Here is a 21,757-nt window from a genome sequence, read left to right as displayed (position 1 = left end):
AATCAGGGGGCCTGTCAGCTCGTGCTCTTGCGCACCTCGTAATGCAGCACCGCCATGCCCTCGCCAATCTGCCGCACGGATAACAAACGCAGCACCGGATGCAGCACCCGGCGCGGAAACAGCGGCTTGCCCCGGCCCAGCGTGGCCGAGCCCACGCTCAGGATCATCTCGTCCAGCAGGCCCGCGTCATAAAACTGGCCTGCCAGGTCTCCGCCTCCCATGATCCAGAGGTTGCGCCCGCCGGCCGCCGCCTGCATCTGCGCATGCACGGCACGCACATCACCGCTGACAAACCGGACATCGGCACCCGGGATACCAGGCAGCGCACGGCTGGAAAACACCCAGGCAGGCTGCGTATAGGGCCACGCCGCCCCGGTCTCCTGCGCCACCGTCTCCGCGTGGCGCAGCATCCATTCGTAGGTGGCGGACCCCATGGCCAGCGCGCCCACGCCGGCAATGAACTCCGGGTAGCCCGTGGCCTGCATGTCGCCCAGCGGGAACAGCCAGTCCAGGGAGTCGTCCTCGGTGGCCAGGAATCCGTCGAGTGAGGTGGCGGCGAAGTATTGGGTCTTCATGGGGGAGATGGTAGCCAGGCAGGCGCGGCACGGCCATCCGCCCGGGTGTCGTGCAGGCCGCGCCTGGACCCCATCGTCAAATTTCTTTTGAAGCCGCCTTCAGTCTTGCGGGTCTTTTTCAATTGAAACACCCAGGTCAACATCGCTCCATGCCCAGACGACTTGCGAACCGGGTTTCCGCCACCGCCCCAACACCTCTACAGCTCCGCCAAGGAACCGCATGACCACCGCCTCCACGCCCCTGTTTCGCCCCCTGCAGCTCGGCCCGCTCAGCCTGCCCAACCGCATGGTGATGGCCCCCATGACGCGCAGCCGCACCAGCCAGCCAGGCGACGTGCCCAATGCATTGATGGCCACCTACTACGCACAACGCGCCAGCGCCGGCCTGATCGTCTCGGAAGCCACCCAGATCTCCCGCCAGGGCCAAGGCTACAGCTTCACCCCCGGCATCTATACAGAGGCGCAGGTGGACGGTTGGCGCCGCGTCACGGACGCGGTGCATGCCGCCGGCGGGCGCATGGTGCTGCAGCTGTGGCACGTTGGCCGCATGTCGCATGCCAGTTTTCACGCCGATGGCCTGCCGGTCGCGCCTTCGGCGCTGTCGCCCCAAGCGCAGGTCTGGGTGGTCGGCGACGACGGTGTCGGCCGCATGGTCGACTGCCCCGTGCCGCGCGCACTGAGCGCACAGGACATCCAGGACGTGATCGGCGACTTCCGAAGGGGCGCGGCCAATGCGATGCGTGCCGGTTTCGATGGCGTGGAAATCCACGGCGGCAACGGCTACCTGATCGATCAGTTCCTGCGCACCACCTCCAACCACCGCACCGACGCCTACGGCGGCGGCATCGCCCAGCGCACGCGCTTCGCCGAAGAGGTCGCGGCCGCCGTGGCGGGCGAGGTCGGGGCCGAGCGCACCGGCATCCGCCTGGCGCCCTTCATCACGCAGCGCAACATGAACTGCCCGCAGATCATCGAGACCATCCTGCATCTGGCCAGCAGGCTCGACGAGATCGGCCTGGCCTACATCCACCTGTCCGAAGCCGACTGGGACGATGCGCCCGAGATTCCGCAAGACTTCCGCCACGCGCTGCGCCGCGCCTACCAGGGCAAGGTGATCGTTGCGGGCAAGTACGACGCGGAGCGCGCCCAAGCCATCCTGCACGAGGGCCTGGCAGACCTCGTCGCCTTCGGCCGCCCCTTCATTGCCAACCCGGACCTGCCGGCGCGCTACGCCGCCCAGGCGCCGCTGGCCGCATTCGATCCGAAGGCCCTGTTTGGCGGCGACGAGCGCGGCTACTCGGACTACGCAGCCCTCGCCACTGCCTGAAACCCTCCTTGCTATCCCCTCTTCCTCAACCTTTGAAAGCACGACCATGAAAGCCGTTGGATACCAGAAACCCCAGGCCATCAGCCAACCCGAATCGCTGATCGACATCACCCTGCCCGATCCCGTGGCCACCGGCCGCGACCTGCTGGTCGAAGTCAGGGCCGTGTCCGTCAATCCGGTGGACACCAAGGTGCGCGCCAGCGGCGCGCCCGCCGAGGGGCAGACGCACAAGGTGCTGGGCTGGGATGCCAGCGGCATCGTCAAGGCCGTGGGCCCCGAAGTCACGCTGTTCAAGCCGGGCGACCGCGTCTGGTACGCCGGCTCCATTGCGCGCCCTGGCACGAACAGCGAACTGCACCTGGTGGACGAGCGCATCGTGGGCCACGCGCCCAGGTCGCTGGACTTTGCACAGGCGGCGGCCCTGCCCCTGACCGCCATCACCGCGTGGGAGATGCTGTTCGACCGCCTGGGCATCGCGCCGGGCAAGCACCCCAGCCACAAGACGCTGCTCATCATCGGCGCCTCCGGCGGCGTGGGCTCCATCCTCACGCAGCTGGCCACGCGGCTGACCAGCCTTACCGTCATCGGCACCGCATCGCGGCCCGAGACGCAGGCCTGGGTCAAGGAGCTAGGCGCCCACCACGTGATCGATCACAGCCAGCCGATTGCCGACGAACTCAAGCGCATCGGCTTTCCCACGGTGGACCTCATCGTGAGCCTCACGCAGACCGACCTGCACTTCGCACAGATCGTCGAGGCGATCGCGCCCCAGGGAAAATTCGGCCTGATCGACGATCCCGCGTCGCTGGATATCACCAAGCTCAAGCGCAAGTCGGTGTCGGTGCACTGGGAATTGATGTTCACCCGCGCCCTGTTCGGCACCGACGACATGATCGGCCAGCACCGCCTGCTCAACGAGGTTGCCGCACTGGTCGATGCCGGCCTGATCCGCACCACGCTGGCCGAGCGCTTCGGCAGCATCAACGCCGACAACCTCAAGCGCGCCCATGCCCTGATCGAGTCGGGCAAGGCGCGCGGCAAGGTGGTGCTGGAGAACTGGGGCTGAGCCATGAAGACAGAGACCATTTTCAACCTGGCCATCCTTGAGGCGAAGGCCGGCCAGCAAGACCAGCTGCGCGACGCCCTGCGCGCGCTGGTGCCATTCACCCGGCAAGAGGCCGGATGCCTGGACTACACGCTGTTCGAGCTGGCGGACAAACCCGGCACCTTCTACATGCGGGAGTCATTCAGGAACCAGGCAGCGCTGGATGCGCACTTCAGCATGCCGTACTTCAAGGCGTTCGAGAAACGCTTCGACGAACTGCTGGCACGCCCCCTGCAACTGGTGGGCCTGAAGGAAGTGCCCTGACGGGCGGTACGGGCCTGGGCGGAACGGACCCGGCCGACGACTAGCGCGCGGCTGCAACGCGCCGCCCCCACGCTGGCGGCAGCGTGGGGGTTGCCGCCGACAGCTCGTCCCATACGTACTGGGCGGCAAAGCCGTGGTGACGGCTGCGTGAGCGCACCAGGCAGGCTTGCCGGCCCAGATTTCTTTCGGCCAACGGGACTGCGTCCTGCACGTCCAGGCTCATTGCCGCGGCACCGTTGAGCAGCGCGACCATGCCGTTTTCACGGGCGGCATGCACCAGGTCCTCCAGCGTATCGGACTCCAGATGCACGCCCGGCTTCAGCCCCTGCGCCGCAAAGGCGTTGTCGAGCTGGCGCCGCATGGCGTATTCGCTTGGCAGCAAGGCCAGGGGGTGGTTCGCGACCTCGCTGAGCTCCAGCAGGCGTCGCCGCCGGCGGGGCTTCAATCCCACGGCCACCACCGGCTCGTCGAAGCAGGCCAGGATCTCCAGATCGGCATGCGGCTCCGGGTCGAAGCTGACGGCGAGATCGAAATCGCCACGCAACACGCCCTCCACCAAGGCCTGTGCGGTGCGCCTGCGCAGTGCGATCGCCAGCTGCGGCCACTGCGCCTGGGCCCTGCGCACGACGGGCAGTACCCAGCATCCCGCGTAGGACTGCACCAGGCCGATGCGCACCAGGCCCGCCACGGTGCTCGCACGCGCCTGCACGTCGCGCAGCGCCGCCTGCAGCTCACTGAGGCAGGCCGACACCCGGCGGTCGAGCTCATGTCCGGAGGCCGTGGCTACGGCGCGCCCGCTCGCACGGTCGAACAGCTGCACGTCCAGGGTCGATTCCAGCAAGGCGATCTGCTCCGACAGCGCCGCCTGCGAGATCGAGGCATCGCGCGATGCCGCACTGAAGCTGTGCGCCCGCATCGCCGACACGAAGTAGCGCAACTGGCGCAATGAGACGAGATCGAGGGGGTCGCGGCTGCGTGCGGACATGGCCATCGGATTATCCGATAGGCGCGGCCAGAAAATGCGAATTGCGAAGAAACAAGGGCCTGCCGACACTACGGCCACGAGACAACTCTGGTCACGAGAGCACCGATGAAACGACGCAACTTCCTTCAGTACGCCAGCACGGCGACGGCCATTTCAGCCTTGGGCGCAAGCCCCTCGGCGCGCGCACAGGCATTCCCTTCCAAGCCCATCCGCATCATCTGCCCCTATCCGGCAGGTGCGACCACCGATGCCGTCTCCCGCCTGATGGCGAATGCCTTGCAGACGGACAGCGGCAGCACGGTGATCGTGGACAACCGCAGCGGTGCGGGCGGCAACATCGGCACGGAGGCGGCAGCACGCGCAGAGGCCGACGGCTACACGCTGCTGCTGGGCGCACTCGGCCCCATGGCCGCGAACCCGGCGCTGTACTCCAGGCTCAACTTCGATCCGGCCAAGGACTTCACACCGCTGGCATGGGCCGCCTCGGTGCCGTTGATCTGGGCCGTGCATCCCTCCTTCCCGGCGACCACGGCCAAGGAGGCGCTCGAATGGCTGCGCAAGAACCCGGGCAAGTTCTCCTACGCATCCGCCGGCAACGGCACGCCGCAGCACCTGGCGGGAGAACTCGTCAAGCGCCAGACCGGCACCTCGATCCTGCACATTCCCTACCGCGGCTCCGCACCTGCACTCAACGACGTGCTGGGCGGCACGGTGCAGATGGTGTTCGAAGCCACGCCGGCCATCCTGCAGCATGTGCAAAGCGGGCGCCTGAAGGCGCTGGCCGTGACGTCCGCCAGGCGCATTCCTGCGCTGCCCGGCGTGCCCACGCTCAAGGAGTCGGGCGTGGACGCCGAGATCAGCGGCTGGTACGGCTTCCTCGCGCCCGCCGCGACCCCGGCCGACCGCAAGGCCTGGCTGATCAAGCACATGGGCGCGGCGCTGGCGGCCAAGGCCACGCAAGACAGGCTGGCCGAACTCGGCTCGGTTCCCATCGACAACTCGCCCCAGGCATTTGCACGCCTGCTGGACAGCGAGCGGGCACGCTGGCAGACGCTGATCCGCGAAGTCGGCATCAAGCTCGACTGAAGGCGCCGCCCCATGCCGCACATCGCCATCGAGGTATCGCCATCCTTGCTCCCGTCGATCCAGTGGGTGCCGGTCCTGCACGCCATGCACCTTGCGCTGGCCGAGCGCGGATGGGCACGGCTCGCGGACCTGAAGTCGCGCGTGGCACCCATCGCCGTCGGACTGTGCGGCGAGGACCCCCACGCGCAGCAACTGATCGCCACCCTGACGCTGACCAACCCGCGCCCGCCGCAGATGTGCTCGGCCATGGCCGAGGTCGTGTTCGAGCATCTCGCGCGCGCGATCGGTGCGATCGGCCCGATCGCCCCGTTCGAAGTGCCCCCGGAGTCAGCGGCGTGGGTGCAGTGCTGCGTTTTCCTGCAGGAGCACCCGAAGTCGCACTACCTCAAGCGGCAATGGAACACGCCGCCGCCGGTTCCCTCAACTCCATGACATCGGGAAAAGCGCCATGTGTTGCGGTTGGCCGCTGGCCGCTGGCCGCGCGCTGCCGGCTCAGCCCGCCAGGCCTGCGGCCAGCTGCCGCACGGCCCGGGCACTGGCGCCCTTGCCGGTGATGGCCACCGCTGGGGGGTGGGCCAGCATGCGCTCGAAGACCTTGCGCACTTCCTCGGCCCCGATGCCATCGATCATCGCCAGCGTTTCGGCCACGGACGTCACGCTGCCATGGGCAAAGAGGTCCTCGACAGCCCGCTCCATGGTGGCGTAGGTCCGCTCGCCCGCACGCACCCGCGAGACCGCCAGCTGGTTCTTGGCCCGCTCCAGATGCACGGGGTCGATGCCGGCAGCCTGGGCGCGCAGCAGGCCGCCTGTCGCAGCCACCAGCGCTTCGAGCTTGTCCGGCGTCGTGACGGCATGCACGATGAAATTGGCCCAGACGTCACCGCCCTCCATCGCCGCATAGGCCGTATAGGCCAGTCCGAGCCGCTCGCGCACGGTATCGACCAGGGGCGACGACATCCCCTCGCCCAGCAGATGGGCCGCCAGCGAGGCCACGAGACGCGCACGCTGCGGATGCTCGCCCTGCAACGGCTCGAACACCAGGGGATAGGCCAGGTTCACGAACACCTGGGACACCTGCGTGAAGCGTTGCGCCAGGGCCTGCCCCACATACTTTGCGGGCTGAGGGGGCAGTGCCACAGCGGGATCGGCCGACGCAGGCATGCCGGCGAACAGCTGCGCCGCCTGCTCCAGCCAGGCCGGCACATCGAAGTTTCCGGCCGCGACGACGACGGTCTTTTCTCCCACGTAATGGGACTGCACATGGCGCACCAGATCCTGCCGCGTGAAGCCTTCGATATTGGCCACCGTGCCGATCACCGGCATGCCCATGGGGTCGTCGCCCCAGATGGCGCGGTCCAGCAGATCGCCGGCGCTGTCCTCCGGGTCCTCTTCGTACTCGATGGCCTCCTGCCGGATCACCTGCAGCTCCCTTTGCAGCTCATGCTCGGGAAACACGCTGTTCAGCACGATGTCCGCAATCATTCCCAGCAAGGCCTGCGCATGCCAGCCCAGGCCGGTCATGAAATAGCCGGTGATGTCCTTGCCGGTGAAGGCGTTGACCTCCGCGCCCAGCCGCTCCGCATCCAGGTTGATCTCCTGAACGGAACGCGTGTGCGTGCCCTTGAACGCCATGTGCTCAAGCACATGGCTGATGCCGTTGCTGGTGGAGGTCTCGTCGCGGGAGCCCACGCGCAGGAACACGCCCACGCTGACGCTCTGCAAATGCGGCATGGGCAGCGCCAGCAGCCGGACCCCATTCGCAAGAGTGCGCAAGGCCATGGCAGGCCGCTCCAGTTCGGTTGCCGCCAGGGGCTTTTCTTGAATCATGGGCTATTGTCGTCGCGCTCCAGAGGATGCGCAGGGCAGCCCTCTTCAGCCCTCTTTCATGTGCCTGTGATCAAAGCTGCGGGGAGCTCTGGCCCGGCCGACCTGCGCGTTACCCCACCAGGCGCCGGAACGACGCCCGAAAATCGATGGGCTCCAGGTGCAGCTGGTCCGCCAGCGGCCCGTTCAGGATGTAGAGCCTTGGTTCCTCCCGGAACTGAAAAACCCGGTAGAGATGGAAGGCATCCCCGGCCTCTGCTGCGAAATCCAGTTCGTTGCGGCTGATGATGAAGGACGAGGCATGCCCGCCATTGGTGGTCTTGACCTCGATGAAGCGATGCTCGCCGGGCCGCTCATGCGAGAGGATGTCGTAGCCGCTCCCGTCGCCGAGCCGGTCAGACACCCAGTCCAGCTGCTGGAAAAGCTCCGGATACCCGGCATGGACAAGTCGCCGCTGCTCGAATCCGATGACCCACTGCTCTCCGGCACGGCCAAGATGCCGGTTGGCTTCATCCCGCTGGGCCCAGTTCGTCTTGCGTGGAAATCTGACCTTGGCGCCGTCTTTCGCTAACTGCGCCACTGTCTCCAGCGCAGGCGGTTCAACCAGGCAGGCATGAAAGCTCTGCTCAGCAGACGTCTTGACCTCCTCCATCGCATCCACCACACGGGAAACCAGGCCCGGCTGATTCAGGACGAACTGCTGCACCGCCTGACGCAACAGAAGCTGAGCGTTGCTCCGGGGCTTGTAGCCGCGGATGAAGGGCAGCTCCAGGTCATGCAGGACGGCGCTGATGTTCTGGAACTTCAGCTCCACCGATCCCTTGCTGCGCTCACGCAGCCGCTGGCGCAACTGCGCATTGAATTCGGTCTTGGTGTAGCGCTGCTGCTCGGCCTCCAGCAAAAGCATCTCGAAATATGACGCGACCGTGGCCTGCACCTCATCGAAGGTCCAGTCTTCACCAATGCGCACGACATCGAAGCCCAGATGCTGCAATCGAGGAACGACGGTGGCCTCTCCACCGGAGAAATCAGTCGGCTTGAGCGGTCCCTCCTGCGGGAACTGATGGCCGAACGCAGCTCCGACGATGGCCTTGGAGTCGCATAGCTGCCCGGTTCTTGCATTGCGAACCAAGAAATCGCGCGATTTTCCAAATCCGTATCGCTTCAGGAATGCCGTCCGACCAAGACGTGAAAACTCGTCCAACGCCGCCTGAACGGCCGCAGGACTTTGAAGGCGAGAGATTTCAACAGCCATCAGCGTTTGGGAGAAGTATCTTCATGCGGAATCAATACCCACGGGCTAGGTCCGCAGCAGCACACAGCAAATTGCAAAGAAATAGTACTTTACGTTACAAACGCATGCTTGGTCTGGTAGCAGCCATGTCTTTCATGGGGAACACTGGACCTCGTCTGTCTGCGCGCAAGTGCTTGCACCTGGCCTGGGAATCAGGCGGCTAGTTCTTACATCCAAGCCTCGCCCGGGCTCAGAATCTTCCTAGGCGCAGCGATACTTCAGGTCTCTGAGTCCTAGGAACTGCAGAATAGGTAACAATCCGTTCCGAAAGGGTCTGGATGTGGACAAAAGTCTGATTGACGTGACGGGCGCGGTACACGCGCTGAGGCAGTTTGCGCAAGAGCGGGAGTGGCAGCAATTCCATTCACCCAAGAATCTGGTCATGGCTCTCTCGGGCGAGGTGGGTGAGTTGACCGAAATATTCCAATGGATGACCGAGGCCGACTCTCATTCGGCCGCCTCGAATCCTAAAACCGCCTCGGCGGTACGCGACGAACTGGCCGATGTCGCCCTGTACCTCATCCGCTTGGCGGATGTGCTGGACGTGGACCTCAACGCAGCCATCGCCAGCAAGCTGGCTTCCAACGCCGCCAAATACCCTGTCGAGGCGTCGCGCGGCGTCAGCACCAAATACGACCAGCTGCCCGAGCCATGATCGTTTATCAGGCCGAGAAGACACAATTCCTGCTCGACTACGACGAACGCGATATTGAAGACGTCATCTACGCGAAGTACCAGGCAGCGACTCACCGCAAGGTAGCCAAGGCGGAGATCCGATCATGGCGCGAGTCGCTGGGCTACATTGCCCGCCTTCTGCGTGACCCGGAAATCGCACCCGACATCGGGGTCGCTGTCGAATTCATCCTGCCGCAATCGTCAAAACGCATCGATGTCATTCTTGCCGGACATGCCGACGACGGCTCTCGACGGCTGGTGGTGGTCGAACTCAAGCAATGGTCATCGGTCGGCGCCACCGACCGCGATGCCATCGTGCTTTTGCGCGGTGGAATGCGCCCTGACCAGGCGCGCATTCACCCCAGCTACCAGGCGTGGTCGTACACGGCATTTCTGGAGGGGTTCAACGAGGCCATCTATGACGGCGGGCTGCAGCTGAAGCCTTGCGCCTACCTGCACAACTATGCCGCCGATGGCATCATCGACTCGCCCCAGTACCAGCCCTATATCGAGCGGGCACCTTTGTTCCTGAAAGGCGATGAAGACCGCAAGAAACTCCGCGAGTTCATCAAACAGCACATCCGGCATGGCCGAGGCAGCCAGGTGCTGTTCGATCTTGAACGAGGAAGGATGCGGCCATCCAAAGCGCTGGCGGATGTGGTCGGCAAGCTGCTGAAGGGCAACAGCGAGTTCGCGCTAATCGACGACCAGAAGGAAGTGTTCGAGGCTGCGAAGGCGGCATGCCGCCAGGCCAGCGCCAGCGGCAGGCCTCGCGTCTTGATCATTGAGGGCGGTCCTGGAACCGGCAAGTCGGTGATCGCCGTCAACCTGCTTGCGGCTCTGCGCGAAGGCTTGACCGTCAAATACATTTCCAAGAACGCTGCCCCACGCGCTGTCTATAGCGACAAGCTGATACAGACGCGCGACAACGCACATCTGGTCAATCTTTTCGGCGGATCAGGCTCCTTCACGGAAACCGTGCAGGATGCCTTTGATGTCTTGGTCGTGGACGAAGCACATCGCCTAACCGAAAAAAGCGGCTTCTATGGGAATCTGGGCACCCATCAGGTCAAGGAGCTGATAGAAGCTGCCAAGTGCAGCATCTTTTTCATCGACGAAGACCAGCGCGTGACTCTCAAGGATGTAGGTTCCAAGGAGATCATCCGCAAGTTTGCAGCCGGGCGGAATGCTGAGGTAGAGGAATATTCGCTGACTTCCCAATTTCGGTGCGCCGGCTCCGACGGCTATCTGGCCTGGGTAGACCATACGTTGCAGATCCGAACTACCGCCAACCCTAGCCTTGCAGATATTCCGTTTGACTTTCAGGTGTTTGACGACCCCTCGGATCTGCACAAGGCCATCGAGACGAAGAACGCCAACAACCGGGCACGCGTTGTGGCTGGTTACTGCTGGCCATGGAACAGCAAGAAGAATCCCAAGCTTATGGACGTAGTCATCGGAGACTACGAGCGCCAATGGAATCTGGACCAGGACGGCAGCCTCTGGATCGTGGCACCGAACTCTGTGGCACAGGTCGGCTGCATACACACCTGCCAGGGGCTGGAAGTGGACTATGTGGGAGTCATCATCGGGCCAGACCTGACCATCATGGGCGACACGCTGGTGGCAGTGCCCCGAGCCAGGGACAGACATGACAAGACCATGAAGGGATTCGTGAAGATGACGAAGGAGCAGCCTGCCGAGGCCGCACGGCTGGCGGAAAGCATCATCAAGAACACCTATCGCACCTTGATGACCCGTGGCATGAAGGGGTGCTATGTGTATGCCACGGACGCGAAGCTGAGGGCATACCTGCGCGAGCATTCGGCTATTCCAGCATCCCACTGAACAACGGCGGGCGGGCAGAAAAAAGCCCGCAGTGCCGCGGGCTTGATTCGGAAATACGGCCGGACGACCCCGGCCGTTTCCTATTGCGCAATCATTCCCACTCAATCATCAACAAGACGCCCAAACCCACGTGGTTAAAGGGATTGGCTGTAATTGACATAGGTCTCTACCGTCGCTTTTACCGTCAGAAGCGCAGACCTTTTGCTGCCGCGGGAGATGAAGTGATTTGCGGGGCGGCAACTCTAGCGAGACCATTATCAATCACCTCACAGGATAACGCAGAAAACAAACTTCTCGCTGGACACCGCTTCGACGGCCCGATGCCTTTTCGAAGGGGGCGACGGACGCGGCATTGTGGATGCGGATCGCGGCTGAGATAGCCCCCTGAATCTCCGTACACGGTCCATCGCTTATCTTCGAGATAGGCATAGGACTGTGCGTATGACTAGGCATACAGAAACGATTGAGGTTATCACCCGAGACCAGCGCAGGCGGCGCTGGTCGGCTGCCGAGAAGGCAGCCTTGGTTCGCAAGACGTATGAACCGGGCATAAGCGTCTCGCTCGTGGCCCGCCAGAAAGGCGTCTCTGCCAGCCTGCTGTTCACTTGGCGGCGGCTGAAGCCCGAAGGCGCGCTGGTGGCTGTCGGTGCAGGCGAGGCCGTTGTGCCGGCATCGAAACTGGCAGCCGTCCGTGCCGAGATCGCCAAGCTGCAACGTGTGCTGGGCAAAAAGACCTTGGAGAACGAGATCCTCGAGGAAGCCGTGGAGCTTGCCGCAGCAAAAAAGTGGATTGCGTGCTCGCCCTTGTTGCCTGGGGATGACCAATGAAGTCGGTCTGCTCGGTGCTGGGCGTGGCGCGCTCGAATCTGCATACGCGGCTTCACCGCCCTGGCCACTGGCAGGACAGCCGCAGAGGCCGTACTCTAGCCCAGGATGGACTATTGCTGGCTGACCTGCGGCGCCACATTGTCGAGTTGCCCAGCTATGGCTATCGCCGCGCCGATGCGCTGCTCAATCGAGAGCGACGTCGCAAGGTCAACAGGCGCTGAACCATAAGCACATCTACCGGGTCATGGCGCGGCATCGACTGCTGTTGCCCAAGGCACCCAAGCGACGGCATTCGAGCCGCATTCACGATGGCCAGGTCAGTGTGCCGATGAGCAGCATGCGCTGGTGCTCTGACGGCTTTGAGATCAAGTGCGATTCTGGCGAGACGGTCACAGTTACCTTCGCCAAGGACTGCTGTGACCGGGAGATCCTGGCCTGGCGGGCTTGGGAGGGCAAGGGACTTGCGGGAGAGCCTGTGCGCGACATGCTGGTGGAAGCCGTGGAGCGGCGCTTTGGCACGGTTGAAGCCGTACCCCTGGAGCGTGAATTGGAGTTCCTCACTGACAACGGCAGCGCCTACATCGCGCACGAGACGCGTGGCATTGCTAGATCGCTGGGCCTGAAGCCGATCAACACGCCCGTGTGTAGCCCGCAGAGCAACAGCGTGGCCGAGAGCTTTGTGAACACCTTCAAGCGCGACTACATGAGTCGTATGGACCTGCGCGATTCGCCGACCGTGTTGGCACAATTGCCAGGTGCGTTTGAGCACTTCAACGAGATCCACCCGCATTCGAGTTGAAGATGATGTCGCCCAGGGAGTTCCGACGACTTAGCGACTGGACGGTGTCCGTAACTACGGGGGCAAAATCACGGCTTCGTGCTCCCGCCTGTTTCGGTGATGCGTATTGCGACTTACTATATGGACTTGGGGAGGCCTCGGTGGAGCCAGCCACGAAGTCGGTGTCAATCAGCTTCCGGGTGTGGCCGCTGGTGGAGGACTGCCTGGAAGCAGCAGCAGAGTGCGAACAGCAATCGCAGACCAACATGTTGGAGAAGCTGGTACCCGACGACTACCGCCGCACTTTCTCGCTGGCGAGCCTTGCCGAAGAACCTAGATGCAACAACGTGCCCAGGGAGGAAAAGAATGGTCATACAGTCACAAAAGGATAGGCCAACAAGAGCAGGCGGAGGATGGGGCCGGTTCTAATGATGCCCCCGTCGAAGCTGTCCATTACCCGGCGCATCCGCGCCCTAGGCCAAGTCACTGAGCGTTGCGAATGCGACGCGTCAACGCTTGTCGGGACAGTGCTTCGCCTTTGGTGCAAGACCGCTTTCCCGGCACTCCCACAGCCCTCCCTACCTTATTCGAAGATGCTCGCTGCGGAGCCCCAGATTGCGGCTTTCGCGGCACTGCTGAGTCAGCTGAGCTACCTTGAGGCGACATACTGGCTGAGTTCCGCCTACGCCGTATTGGCCGACGAGGGCTACCGCAAGAGCCTGGCAATGTTCTTTACGCCGGCGTCGCTGACCGAGGGCTTACTCGAAGACCTTACCGCGCAGGGCGTCGACTTTGGGAGTCAGTCCTTCATGGACCCTGCCTGCGGAGGCGCGGCCTTTTTGGCACCGATTGCCTTGCGAATGCGAACCGCGCTGTTTGCGCAGGGATTCACGGCGCTGAAGGTGCTCAAGCACATCGAGAGGCACCTCAGCGGCTGCGATCTGGACAAGACACTGTGTGAGTTGTCCAGGCATTTCCTATGCATGGCGCTGCACGCGGAAATCCAGAAAACGAACTACGTCCCATCCTTCAACGTCCACACGGCCAACTCCCTGACTACCCTAGCCGCCTGTCTCGGTACGGCGGATGTCGTCGTCTGCAATCCGCCCTACAGGAAGATGACCGCCGAGGAGTTGGAGCCCTTGCGCGACACGTACTCAGACGTAATCGAGGCCCAGCCGAATCTGTACTGCCTCTTCATCGCCCTCTGCGTCCGCTTGATTCGGATCGGCGGACATGCCGCACTGGTCACTCCGACCAGTTTCCTTTCAGGGCAGAACTTCGGTCGACTGCGCAAATTCCTTATGCGCAACACCGACATCGAGCACATTGGCATGGTCAGCGACCGCCAGGGTGTATTCATTGACGTCGAGCAAGAAACCGCCTTGACGGTTCTACGGCGCCGCGCCGAAGAAGACCACACGCAGGTGCGCGCCAACGTCTCCGTCGTCTCGGGGGCGGGCAAATACACGAGCGTCGGTGAATGCACCCTCTCCAACTCCGGCGCCGTGTGGCCCATCCCGCGTTCCGTCGACGACGTGACCCTGCTTAAGGCGGCCGCCCTATCCCGGTTCCGCCTATCCGACTACGGCTACCGGGTGCGCATCGGCGCGTACGTCTGGAACCGCGACAAACGGCCCAAGTTCGATTCGCTTCGGGACGCCCGGAAGGCCAAGGCGCACACAGCGATGCCGCTTATGTGGTCGCGGGACATCGTCCCGGGCAGCATCGTTCGGCTGGAGGACACCTCAGCCTACGACGGCGAGCATCGATTCGTCGACCTGGGTGACAAGGGGCACACGTCCGTAGTCACGTCGCCATGCGTGGTCATGCAGCGAGTGACGTCGAACGACCAGCCGCGGCGCCTTGTGGCGGCTGCAGTGTCACCGGGCGTCTTCGACACGTACGGCGGCTTCATCGGTGAGAACCACGTCGTCATCATCGAAGCGGTCTGCGACAAGCCAGCGTTGCCACCCACTAAGCTCGCCAAGCTGCTGAGCGCGCATGCGGTCGACCGCTATTTCCGGTGCATCTCGGGTGCCATCAACGTCTCAGCGTTTGAGCTCAATCAACTTGCGCTTCCCGACCCGCAGGCACTTCGAGAGGCCCTCGCCGATAGCAGGTCCATGGAGGAAGCAGTGCACCTGGCTTTCGGACTCGTTTCCGAGGGATGACTGCACGGCAAGAACTGTTCGGACTTTGTAATGCCTCAATTTAAATCACTGGCCGACCGCCAGGCAGACCAAGCGAAGGCTCGCGAGAAACAAGCCGAACGGGCACGCAAGTACGCCACCAAGCCCGTGGGAGGGAAGCACTCACCGGTTAAACCCCGTGTGGTGCCGCTTCCCCCTCCGCAGCTGCCTGCCCCTGTCCGTCCACAACGGCCTTGGGCGCAGGTCCGCTCCGGCAATGCCCGCCTAACCTACCAATCACGGACTGCCGGGGAGACCGTGGCAGCGCAGCCTTGGACCAATGAGCTCGTAAGCACCGTGCTTGAGGTAGCCGATCAGGGCGGGGTGACACTGTGCCTGGTCTGGCCGGCAAAGGTAACAGCGCTGCCTCTATTGCACTTGCTAGCAAGCGTCGAGCGCGTTTTTGCCAAGGACCTGCGCGGCATGCGCACCTTGCTCTATCCGGGCACGCATGCCTGCCGTGCGCCACTCCATAGCGTGCTCGCCGACCGCAAGGCATTGAGCACCTTCTATCGCAGCTTATGGGTGGAACAACCGAACGGCACACTCGAGGCGGAGTCGTACACGACGTCACCGGCGTTCCTCGGAGCTTTGTGGGCGCTGAACGACTTGACCCAGCACACGCCCGGTGCCCCGAATCCATCCCTCGCGGAGCTCGTTCCGACGTTTGTCTTCGACCCAACCAAGCGCGCCTGGGCTACGACAGCCTCCAACCCTCTGGAACGCACCCTTGCCAAAGTCGGACGTCTGGCGCTCCGGCGTGATCTCCGCGAGAGGGTCAGCCAGGAATGGAAAATCCCCGAGAAGGCACCCGGCGCTCTCATGGTAATGCACCATACCGCGAAGAAGGAGTCGTGGCGCGCAGCATTGGCTGCCCAAGCTTTGAAGGGCCCCGGACGCCCAGAAATCTTGCTGCTAGACGCCACGGAGTCGGCTCGACGTACGAACTACGCTGCCGTTGATCGGATTCCCGATTTTCTATCGACTGCACAAGACAGTAGTCTTTCCGATACAGGTGCCGTGGTCGTGACCGACGACCCCAAGACCTTCTTCATCTTGCGGGCGCGGCTTCGTAATACCGTGAGCACGCTTAAGACGCAGGTGTGGGCCGCCGAATCTGAAGATGTGCTGCTCTCGGCTCACCCAGTCGCTATCGACTGGCAACCCGCTCAGCGTAGCAACTCCAACTTCAGCGTGAGCATCGTTGACCGCGACGCATCTCAGCTTGCGCTGGCATTCCAACGTCTGACCGCTTCGGCAGGCAAAGATGAGAGTCCGGCCTATCAAGCACTTCTTGAAGCCTGCATGTACGTTCTGCGGCTGTCAAACATGCCGGCGGGATACACCGACCTGACAGCTGCTTCGGCGGAGGCCGGCGGAGGCGACTACTGCAGCCAGCAGAACGCCTGGACACCCGTGAAGCTCCGGCTGGCCTCGGCGCTCGACTCCGGCACGTTGAACTCGGTACGCAACGCGGTTGAACGCGCCATCGAGCGTGCTGAGAAGCTCCTCGACGACTGGAATGACGCTACGCCAATGGCGTCCCGCATGCTCTCGGAAGTCCGCAAGCAAGCCGTCGCTGGCCGGCAAGGCATCTCCCTGGTGCTGCCGAGCAACCGGTACGTGCGAATGGCGCATCGCTTCTTACAGCGAAAGCTGGGCGCGGATTGGGCCGCCGCTGAAGGTCGTATCGATTGGCACACGCTCTCTGCAGTGGGTAAGACGCTCACGGGCGACCGCAAAGGCAAGCACCTCACCTTCATCGGCATCAACCCCGACGTGCTCCGCATCCTGTTGACGCATCCGGAAGTGCCGCACGGCACCGTGGCGCTGGTGGCCTATCGTCAGGCCGAGTCCACGCTCACAACGCTCATCAGCATGAAGGAGGTAGATGCGTTCAAGGCCTACCGCGGTCGCATCGGTCTGCTGGCCCAGGAGCTGGAGCGGCGTCTAGCGGAGGTGCCGAACCCACTGGTCATCAACAAGCTGCGTGAGATGCCCCTCACGTTTAAGTTCGACGACAACGGTCACAACGGCCAGAGCGGCGAGCAGGCGTACTACAAGTTCGAGCTCGAAGGTGGTGGCCGGGCATATGCTTCTGGCTGGGTCTATCGTCACGTACCCGATGAGGACCCTCCGTTTCGCCGCGCGGCCGCAAGCGCTATCCAGCCCGATGACTTCATCTTCGACATGAGCGACGAGCTGCGCGCCAAGCTGGAGTCGTCACTGCAGCTGAACGGCGAGGGCGTGAGCTCCGTGGTGGACCCAGTGCGCATGTTGCTCAAGCTTTACCACGACGATGTTCAGCGGCGCTGCGCGCTGATGTTCAAGTCCACTAAGCGGTCAGCGCTGGCTCGCGAGATTCACGCCAAGATGGTTGAACTGGACCCGAATGCCGCCGACTGCCGGCCGGGTCGTGTGTACTACTGGCTAGCCCTACAAGCGAAGGACGACACACGGCCCCACGCCTCCAAGGACTCCAAGTACTTCAAGGTCTTCTGCAAGGCCTTGGGTATCAGCGAAGAAGCTGCAGAGCAGCACTGGGGCTTCGTGCGCAATGCGCGGCGTCTGAACCAGTACCGGGGACGGGAGCTGGTCGCCCGGTACGCCGAGATTCTGTTCCAGCCCGAGAGCGCCGCAACTTACCGGAAGGTGTCCGAAGACGTCATACGGCAACTACAGCAGGAGGCGTTGCGCTGCGTCTATCGAGTCGAACATGTTGTGCCGCCACTTGCGCGCGAGACAACGATCACAAAGGGAGAGACACTTGCCCATTCTCAGTAAGAATCCCCGCAACATCCATCCGGCCTATAAAGAGGCGGTTGTCGACAGCCTGCTCAACGGACTGTCTGCGCGACTCTCCGGCCGAGGCGACTTTTACAAGGTCATTTACGGGGCCAAACCGAGCGCCGCGTTGATGTCGGAGTTCATCGTGCCGATGCCGCCAGAGGAGCGCGGCGGCGACGAGGAGGCGGATCCCATCCGCATCAGCGCGCACGGCATGGACTTGCAGATTCGCTCGGCTGCTGTGAGCACCACGCTGGGTGTCTCGCTAACTGGCGCCGTATACGTCCGCATTTTGCCGGCCGAGGATGAAGTGAAGCCCGGCGGACGACTGGAGGCAACGTTCCCCCTGACGCGGGAGGCCCGCGCCGATATTCGGAGCAAGGTCAAGGACGCACTAGGCAAGCTCGTTGCCGCACTGCCAGGCGGCAAGACGCACCCGGAGTGGGCTGCGAAGAGCTACGACGCTCGCAAGGCCGTCTACGAGTCGATGGGCCTGCCGTTCGACAACCGACTGGACCGTGCACCAGCAGAGGAAGATGGCGAAACTGAGGGCACCGAAGGTGAGAATGGCGAAGGTGGCGAGGAAGGCGAGGCTCGGCCAGTCCAAGAGGTCGCCGCCGGCCTGACCACTCCTGACGGCCTGGCTGACGACATTCCTCCCCCGCCGAAGTGGCTCCGGCTCGAGCTCGCCCTGCCCTCCTTCGAGTTCACCCCGAGAACAGCCGAGGCCGATGCGAAGAAGGCGACAGATGCCCTGAATGAGGCCATCGCCAAGCAGCTCGGCGACTGGGCCGCCAGCTCCGACCCCGAAGCAGGTGGAAAGTTGTGGGGATACCGGCGCACACGAGTGCGTCCGTCTGACGTGCGTGGCTGGAAGGGCTTCCTGGAACGGGTGCGCGCCTCGGGCCTGGCGGTCATCGTGCCCCAGATTGAATTGCGTTGGGTTGTCCAGGCGGTGCCGGACCCGGTCGATACGACTCGCATGACCGTCCACGTGGCGCTGGAAAACTGGACCGCTCCGCTCACGAAGGCGAACTTCAAGGAGCTGGAACCCTCACTATTCCATGTCTCGGTGACAACTGCGGTGCCGGCGGCCGACCACCAGTTCCTACGCCTGGACCGCGTCAAGCCGTCCTACCGGTACAACCAGTACCTCAAGTACCCGGCGCTGGGGTTCAATGGCGGGATCACTCTGACGGTCGACGGCGCGCTGCACCGCCTGACCACGACGTGGGCCCCGCGCTATGTGCTGCCTCGCATCATTCCAACCGATGGCGCCGTTGAGCGAAACATCGAGAAGCTGTCGCAACCCGACTGCCTAGCCGACCTGAGGCCACTTATCACGGTCTACGAACAATGGCTGACCAAGGCCGAGAAGCATCCGGTGGACCGGGGCCTGGACGGGCCGAATGCCGCCGAGCAACTGTCGGCCGAGAAGGAAAAACTGCACCTGGACGTCGCCGCCTGGCGCCGTGAGCTGGGCGCTATCCGCTGCGGCTTGGATATCCTCGAGAAGTCCCGCGCAAGCTGGAGCGGGCCTGGCGTGCAGAAGTCGCCGCTCGGCATTCCGTTCGAAGCCTGGGTCTCGATGAACTCCGCGATGGCCAAGGTGGCGAAGTCGAAGGGCTATGACGAGTGGCGCCTGTTCCAGCTCGCCTTCATCCTGGCGTCCATTCCGGCTTTCGCGACGCGCATTCCAGAGTTCCACAGCTACTACACCCCCGAGGTTGCAAAGCACGCCAATGCCGTGACGCTGCTGTACTTCTCCACCGGCGGCGGTAAGTCCGAGGCGTTCTTGGGCCTGTTGGCCTTCGTTCTCTTTCTCGACCGCCTGCGGGCCAAGCACCGAGGTGTCTCGGCCCTTATGCGCTACCCGTTGCGCCTGCTCACCTTGCAACAAGCGCGCCGCACCTTCGCGACGATGGGCGCGGCCGAGGAAGTCCGACACACGCGCGGGCATCCCGGCGAGCCGTTCTCGCTCGGATTCTGGGTGGGCGGCAGCAACACTCCAAACTGGCATTCCGAGGACGGCTACACAGAAGTCCCCAGCGATGATGAACTCGCCCCGAGTGCGGAGGCCAAGTACAAAGACGTCCAGCCCTACAAGAGCGCCCGTGAGCGCTGGCTGAAGCTATCCTCGTGCCCGTTCTGTGGCAACAGGGACGGGAGCCTCTTAGCGCTGCGCCGTCAATCGGGTACCGGTGCAAACGCGATGGGGCACTATTGCACGGCCCCGAAGGACAAGTGCTCCTGGAACGCCCGGTTCGCCAAACCCACGCCGCTACCCTTCTACATCGTCGACGAGGACATCTACGACTTGGCTCCGTCCGTACTCCTGGGCACGGTCGACAAGCTCGCTGCCATTGGCCAGTCGCAGGGCACCATTCGCAAGTTCTTCGGGATGTTCGGCTTTGCGCCGCTTGTCGAGACCGGCAGCGAGCGCCTGTACGTGCCGATGAAACCCAAGGACTGGGATGGTCACCCTGGCACCAGCACGCGCGCCCTGTTCCCCTCTTTCGCCGCAGGCGAAAAGAAGTTCTTCGACCCGTTTCCGGCCCTGCTGATACAGGACGAGGCCCACCTGCTGGACGAGTCCCTGGGGACGTTCTCGGGTCTGTTCGAATCAGCGCTGGAGGCAGCGCTCGACCAACTCTCGCCGCTGCTGAAAGGTCATCTCTCATACGAGCCCGAGTCCACGGTCCGTCGAAAAATCAAGGTCATTGCCGCGTCGGCCACGGTCAGTGAGCCGCAGCGCCAGATGCGCAACCTCTACCAGCGCGATAACACGGTCCAGTTCCCTTATCCGGGTCCCACGCTCTATGACTCGTTCTACGCGACGTCCCTCCAGCCAGATGCTACGTCTGACGACACCGAGCGCGCGGCCCTTCCTGCAGGCGACGTGGAGTTGCGCAGCCACTGGGCGCGCGTCTACGCCTCGGTCCTGACCAATGGGCACCGCCATACCGTTGCCATGGCCTCGGTACTCGGCCACTACCACGTGATGCTCACCGGCCTGTACGAGCGCCTGCGCAGCGAGGACCCGACCAAGGAGAAGGCCGCTCGCGACGAGTTGATTCGGTGGGTGTCTCCCGGCCCGCTGCGGGCTCAGTTTGTCCGGCTCCTGGCGGGCGCGGATGCCGCCACATTGCTGACACTGGTGGACTTGCACCGCATCGCCCTGACCTACGTCACGAACAAGAAAGGTGGCGACCAGGTTATCGATACCGAAAAGGTTCAGTTCGAGAAGCTTCACCAGGCCGAGGGTTACGCTGACCAAGCTCTAAGCTCGGAACTCATCTCGGGAGCGGTGTCCGCCGCCGACATCCAGGACATCGTCCGGCGGGCCGAGACCCGTGTTGGTATCAACAAGCCGTTCCCGGAGCTGAACGACACCCTTCGGTCGGTGATTGCCACCTCCGCCATTTCGCACGGCGTTGACGTGGAAGAGTTCAACGCGATGTTCTTCGCGGGCATCCCGTCGGAGATCGCGGAGTACATCCAGGCGTCGTCACGCGTGGGCCGCACGCACGTGGGCTTCTCGCTGCTGGTGCCCGTGCCGCAGCGGTATCGCGACCGGTTTGTGCTAGAGATTCACGACATTTTCCACCGGTTCCTGGAGCGAATGATTCTGCCGGCAGCGGTTGATCGCTGGGCCGAGAAGGCGCTGGTGCGGGTTATGCCGAGCTTCTTCCAGGAGTATGTGTGCGGTATGAACGCCATCGAGCGCCTGTGCACGGCGGACGACGACAAGAAGCGCAATAGCACCACCTTTGCCATGGCGCCCGACGTGCGCGACTTCCTGGCCGTTCCGGCCAACATGAAGGCCACTGAGGCGTTCATGGAGAAAGCACTCGGGCTGTCATTCTCGCCATCGCCTGAAGGGAAGAACTACTACCGCTCGCTGCTCAAGGGCCAGCTCATCCACTACCAGCAGGACCTGGGTGTGGACCGACTGGTGAACAGTACTCGTCTGGTCCAGTTCTTCGCTGCGCGCAACAGCCTGCTGCGGCCGATGACTTCGCTGCGCGACGTGGACCAGCCCGGCCTCATTCACGAGTCGGGTGCCGATGCGTCGTACAAGCGCGTGGCAGACGGAATGACGGCGCGGGCGATGACCTTCATTCGGCGAGGCTCCGGCGCAGATATCGATTCGACCGATAGCGCAACAGAAGCACGGAGCTGAGGGAGA

At 63.4% G+C, this 21,757-nt stretch carries 14 protein-coding genes and 1 pseudogene; 11 read left to right on the top strand and 4 right to left on the bottom strand.

Features of this window, described 5'->3' with window-relative positions; all coding sequences use genetic code 11:
* Nucleotides 1–14: 14 nt before the first annotated feature.
* Nucleotides 15–575 carry a dihydrofolate reductase family protein gene (locus tag ACN20X_RS14450; protein ID WP_133073045.1) on the bottom strand — a complete coding sequence of 187 codons (561 nt, stop codon included), beginning with the start codon at nucleotides 573–575 and terminating at the stop codon, nucleotides 15–17.
* Between the two features lie 220 nt (nucleotides 576–795).
* Between ACN20X_RS14450 and ACN20X_RS14445 the strand changes: the two genes are divergently transcribed.
* The 3 genes from ACN20X_RS14445 to ACN20X_RS14435 are packed head-to-tail and all read left to right on the top strand — an operon-like array spanning nucleotide 796 to nucleotide 3,271.
* Entirely contained in the window at nucleotides 796–1,902 is a 1,107-nt protein-coding gene (locus ACN20X_RS14445) for an alkene reductase (RefSeq protein WP_074923461.1), read from the top strand.
* 46 nt (nucleotides 1,903–1,948) lie between these two features.
* Nucleotides 1,949–2,968 carry a zinc-binding alcohol dehydrogenase family protein gene (locus ACN20X_RS14440; protein ID WP_016448208.1) on the top strand — a complete coding sequence of 340 codons (1,020 nt, stop codon included), beginning with the start codon at nucleotides 1,949–1,951 and terminating at the stop codon, nucleotides 2,966–2,968.
* A gap of 3 nt (nucleotides 2,969–2,971) precedes the next feature.
* Nucleotides 2,972–3,271, top strand: coding sequence for a putative quinol monooxygenase (locus ACN20X_RS14435; protein WP_310038446.1), 300 nt, complete (start codon nucleotides 2,972–2,974; stop codon nucleotides 3,269–3,271).
* A gap of 40 nt (nucleotides 3,272–3,311) precedes the next feature.
* On the opposite strand, the gene ACN20X_RS14430 is transcribed toward ACN20X_RS14435, so the two are convergent.
* Nucleotides 3,312–4,256: a LysR family transcriptional regulator gene (locus ACN20X_RS14430; RefSeq protein ID WP_227468457.1), complete on the bottom strand. Its 945-nt coding sequence runs from the start codon at nucleotides 4,254–4,256 to the stop codon at nucleotides 3,312–3,314.
* Between the two features lie 105 nt (nucleotides 4,257–4,361).
* Here ACN20X_RS14430 and ACN20X_RS14425 point away from each other — a divergent pair, with 105 nt between their 5' ends.
* Nucleotides 4,362–5,342 carry a Bug family tripartite tricarboxylate transporter substrate binding protein gene (locus ACN20X_RS14425; protein WP_209669531.1) on the top strand — a complete coding sequence of 327 codons (981 nt, stop codon included), beginning with the start codon at nucleotides 4,362–4,364 and terminating at the stop codon, nucleotides 5,340–5,342.
* A gap of 12 nt (nucleotides 5,343–5,354) precedes the next feature.
* Nucleotides 5,355–5,774: a 5-carboxymethyl-2-hydroxymuconate Delta-isomerase gene (locus tag ACN20X_RS14420; protein WP_473210788.1), complete on the top strand. Its 420-nt coding sequence runs from the start codon at nucleotides 5,355–5,357 to the stop codon at nucleotides 5,772–5,774.
* 60 nt (nucleotides 5,775–5,834) lie between these two features.
* Here ACN20X_RS14420 and ACN20X_RS14415 read toward each other — a convergent pair whose 3' ends face one another.
* A complete protein-coding gene (locus ACN20X_RS14415; RefSeq protein ID WP_133073054.1) occupies nucleotides 5,835–7,121 on the bottom strand; it encodes a M16 family metallopeptidase in 1,287 nt (428 codons plus the stop codon).
* A gap of 157 nt (nucleotides 7,122–7,278) precedes the next feature.
* Nucleotides 7,279–8,421, bottom strand: a complete 1,143-nt coding sequence (locus tag ACN20X_RS14410) for a protein NO VEIN domain-containing protein (RefSeq protein ID WP_016448214.1) — start codon at nucleotides 8,419–8,421, stop codon at nucleotides 7,279–7,281.
* Nucleotides 8,422–8,740: 319 nt separating this feature from the next.
* Here ACN20X_RS14410 and ACN20X_RS14405 point away from each other — a divergent pair, with 319 nt between their 5' ends.
* From ACN20X_RS14405 to ACN20X_RS14380, 6 genes and pseudogenes are all read left to right on the top strand, one after another.
* Nucleotides 8,741–9,115 (top strand): nucleotide pyrophosphohydrolase, encoded by a 375-nt coding sequence (locus tag ACN20X_RS14405; RefSeq protein WP_016448215.1) that lies wholly within the window; start codon nucleotides 8,741–8,743, stop codon nucleotides 9,113–9,115.
* The gene (locus tag ACN20X_RS14400) at nucleotides 9,112–10,983 is read left to right on the top strand and encodes a DNA/RNA helicase domain-containing protein (RefSeq protein ID WP_473210787.1); all 1,872 of its coding nucleotides are present in this window, start codon (nucleotides 9,112–9,114) and stop codon (nucleotides 10,981–10,983) included. The genes ACN20X_RS14405 and ACN20X_RS14400 overlap by 4 nt, the downstream gene beginning before the upstream one ends.
* A 441-nt stretch (nucleotides 10,984–11,424) precedes the next feature.
* Nucleotides 11,425–12,639: pseudogene (locus tag ACN20X_RS14395) on the top strand (IS3 family transposase); the annotation flags it as partial.
* 543 nt (nucleotides 12,640–13,182) lie between these two features.
* On the top strand, nucleotides 13,183–14,763 hold the full coding sequence (locus ACN20X_RS14390) for an HsdM family class I SAM-dependent methyltransferase (RefSeq protein ID WP_473210786.1): 1,581 nt from the start codon (nucleotides 13,183–13,185) through the stop codon (nucleotides 14,761–14,763).
* A gap of 315 nt (nucleotides 14,764–15,078) precedes the next feature.
* Complete coding sequence (locus ACN20X_RS14385; RefSeq protein ID WP_473210785.1) at nucleotides 15,079–17,565, top strand: hypothetical protein; 2,487 nt, start codon at nucleotides 15,079–15,081, stop codon at nucleotides 17,563–17,565.
* Nucleotides 17,549–21,751, top strand: coding sequence for a C-terminal helicase domain-containing protein (locus tag ACN20X_RS14380; RefSeq protein WP_473210784.1), 4,203 nt, complete (start codon nucleotides 17,549–17,551; stop codon nucleotides 21,749–21,751). Before ACN20X_RS14385 ends, ACN20X_RS14380 begins: the two co-directional genes overlap by 17 nt.
* The last annotated feature ends 6 nt before the right edge of the window (nucleotides 21,752–21,757 follow it).

It is taken from the genome of Delftia sp. PX-1, assembly GCF_055797465.1.
The sequence above is the reverse complement of the archived record's forward strand: the minus strand, read 5'-3'. Positions and strand labels throughout refer to the sequence as shown.

Bases quoted from the DNA above. Each gene is read 5' to 3' on its own strand.
- ACN20X_RS14450 (WP_133073045.1), bottom strand. From the start codon at position 575: ATGAAGACCCAATACTTCGCCGCCACCTCACTCGACGGATTCCTGGCC.
- ACN20X_RS14445 (WP_074923461.1), top strand. From the start codon at position 796: ATGACCACCGCCTCCACGCCCCTGTTTCGCCCCCTGCAGCTCGGCCCG.
- ACN20X_RS14440 (WP_016448208.1), top strand. From the start codon at position 1,949: ATGAAAGCCGTTGGATACCAGAAACCCCAGGCCATCAGCCAACCCGAA.
- ACN20X_RS14435 (WP_310038446.1), top strand. From the start codon at position 2,972: ATGAAGACAGAGACCATTTTCAACCTGGCCATCCTTGAGGCGAAGGCC.
- ACN20X_RS14430 (WP_227468457.1), bottom strand. From the start codon at position 4,256: ATGTCCGCACGCAGCCGCGACCCCCTCGATCTCGTCTCATTGCGCCAG.
- ACN20X_RS14425 (WP_209669531.1), top strand. From the start codon at position 4,362: ATGAAACGACGCAACTTCCTTCAGTACGCCAGCACGGCGACGGCCATT.
- ACN20X_RS14420 (WP_473210788.1), top strand. From the start codon at position 5,355: ATGCCGCACATCGCCATCGAGGTATCGCCATCCTTGCTCCCGTCGATC.
- ACN20X_RS14415 (WP_133073054.1), bottom strand. From the start codon at position 7,121: ATGGCCTTGCGCACTCTTGCGAATGGGGTCCGGCTGCTGGCGCTGCCC.
- ACN20X_RS14410 (WP_016448214.1), bottom strand. From the start codon at position 8,421: ATGGCTGTTGAAATCTCTCGCCTTCAAAGTCCTGCGGCCGTTCAGGCG.
- ACN20X_RS14400 (WP_473210787.1), top strand. From the start codon at position 9,112: ATGATCGTTTATCAGGCCGAGAAGACACAATTCCTGCTCGACTACGAC.
- ACN20X_RS14390 (WP_473210786.1), top strand. From the start codon at position 13,183: ATGCTCGCTGCGGAGCCCCAGATTGCGGCTTTCGCGGCACTGCTGAGT.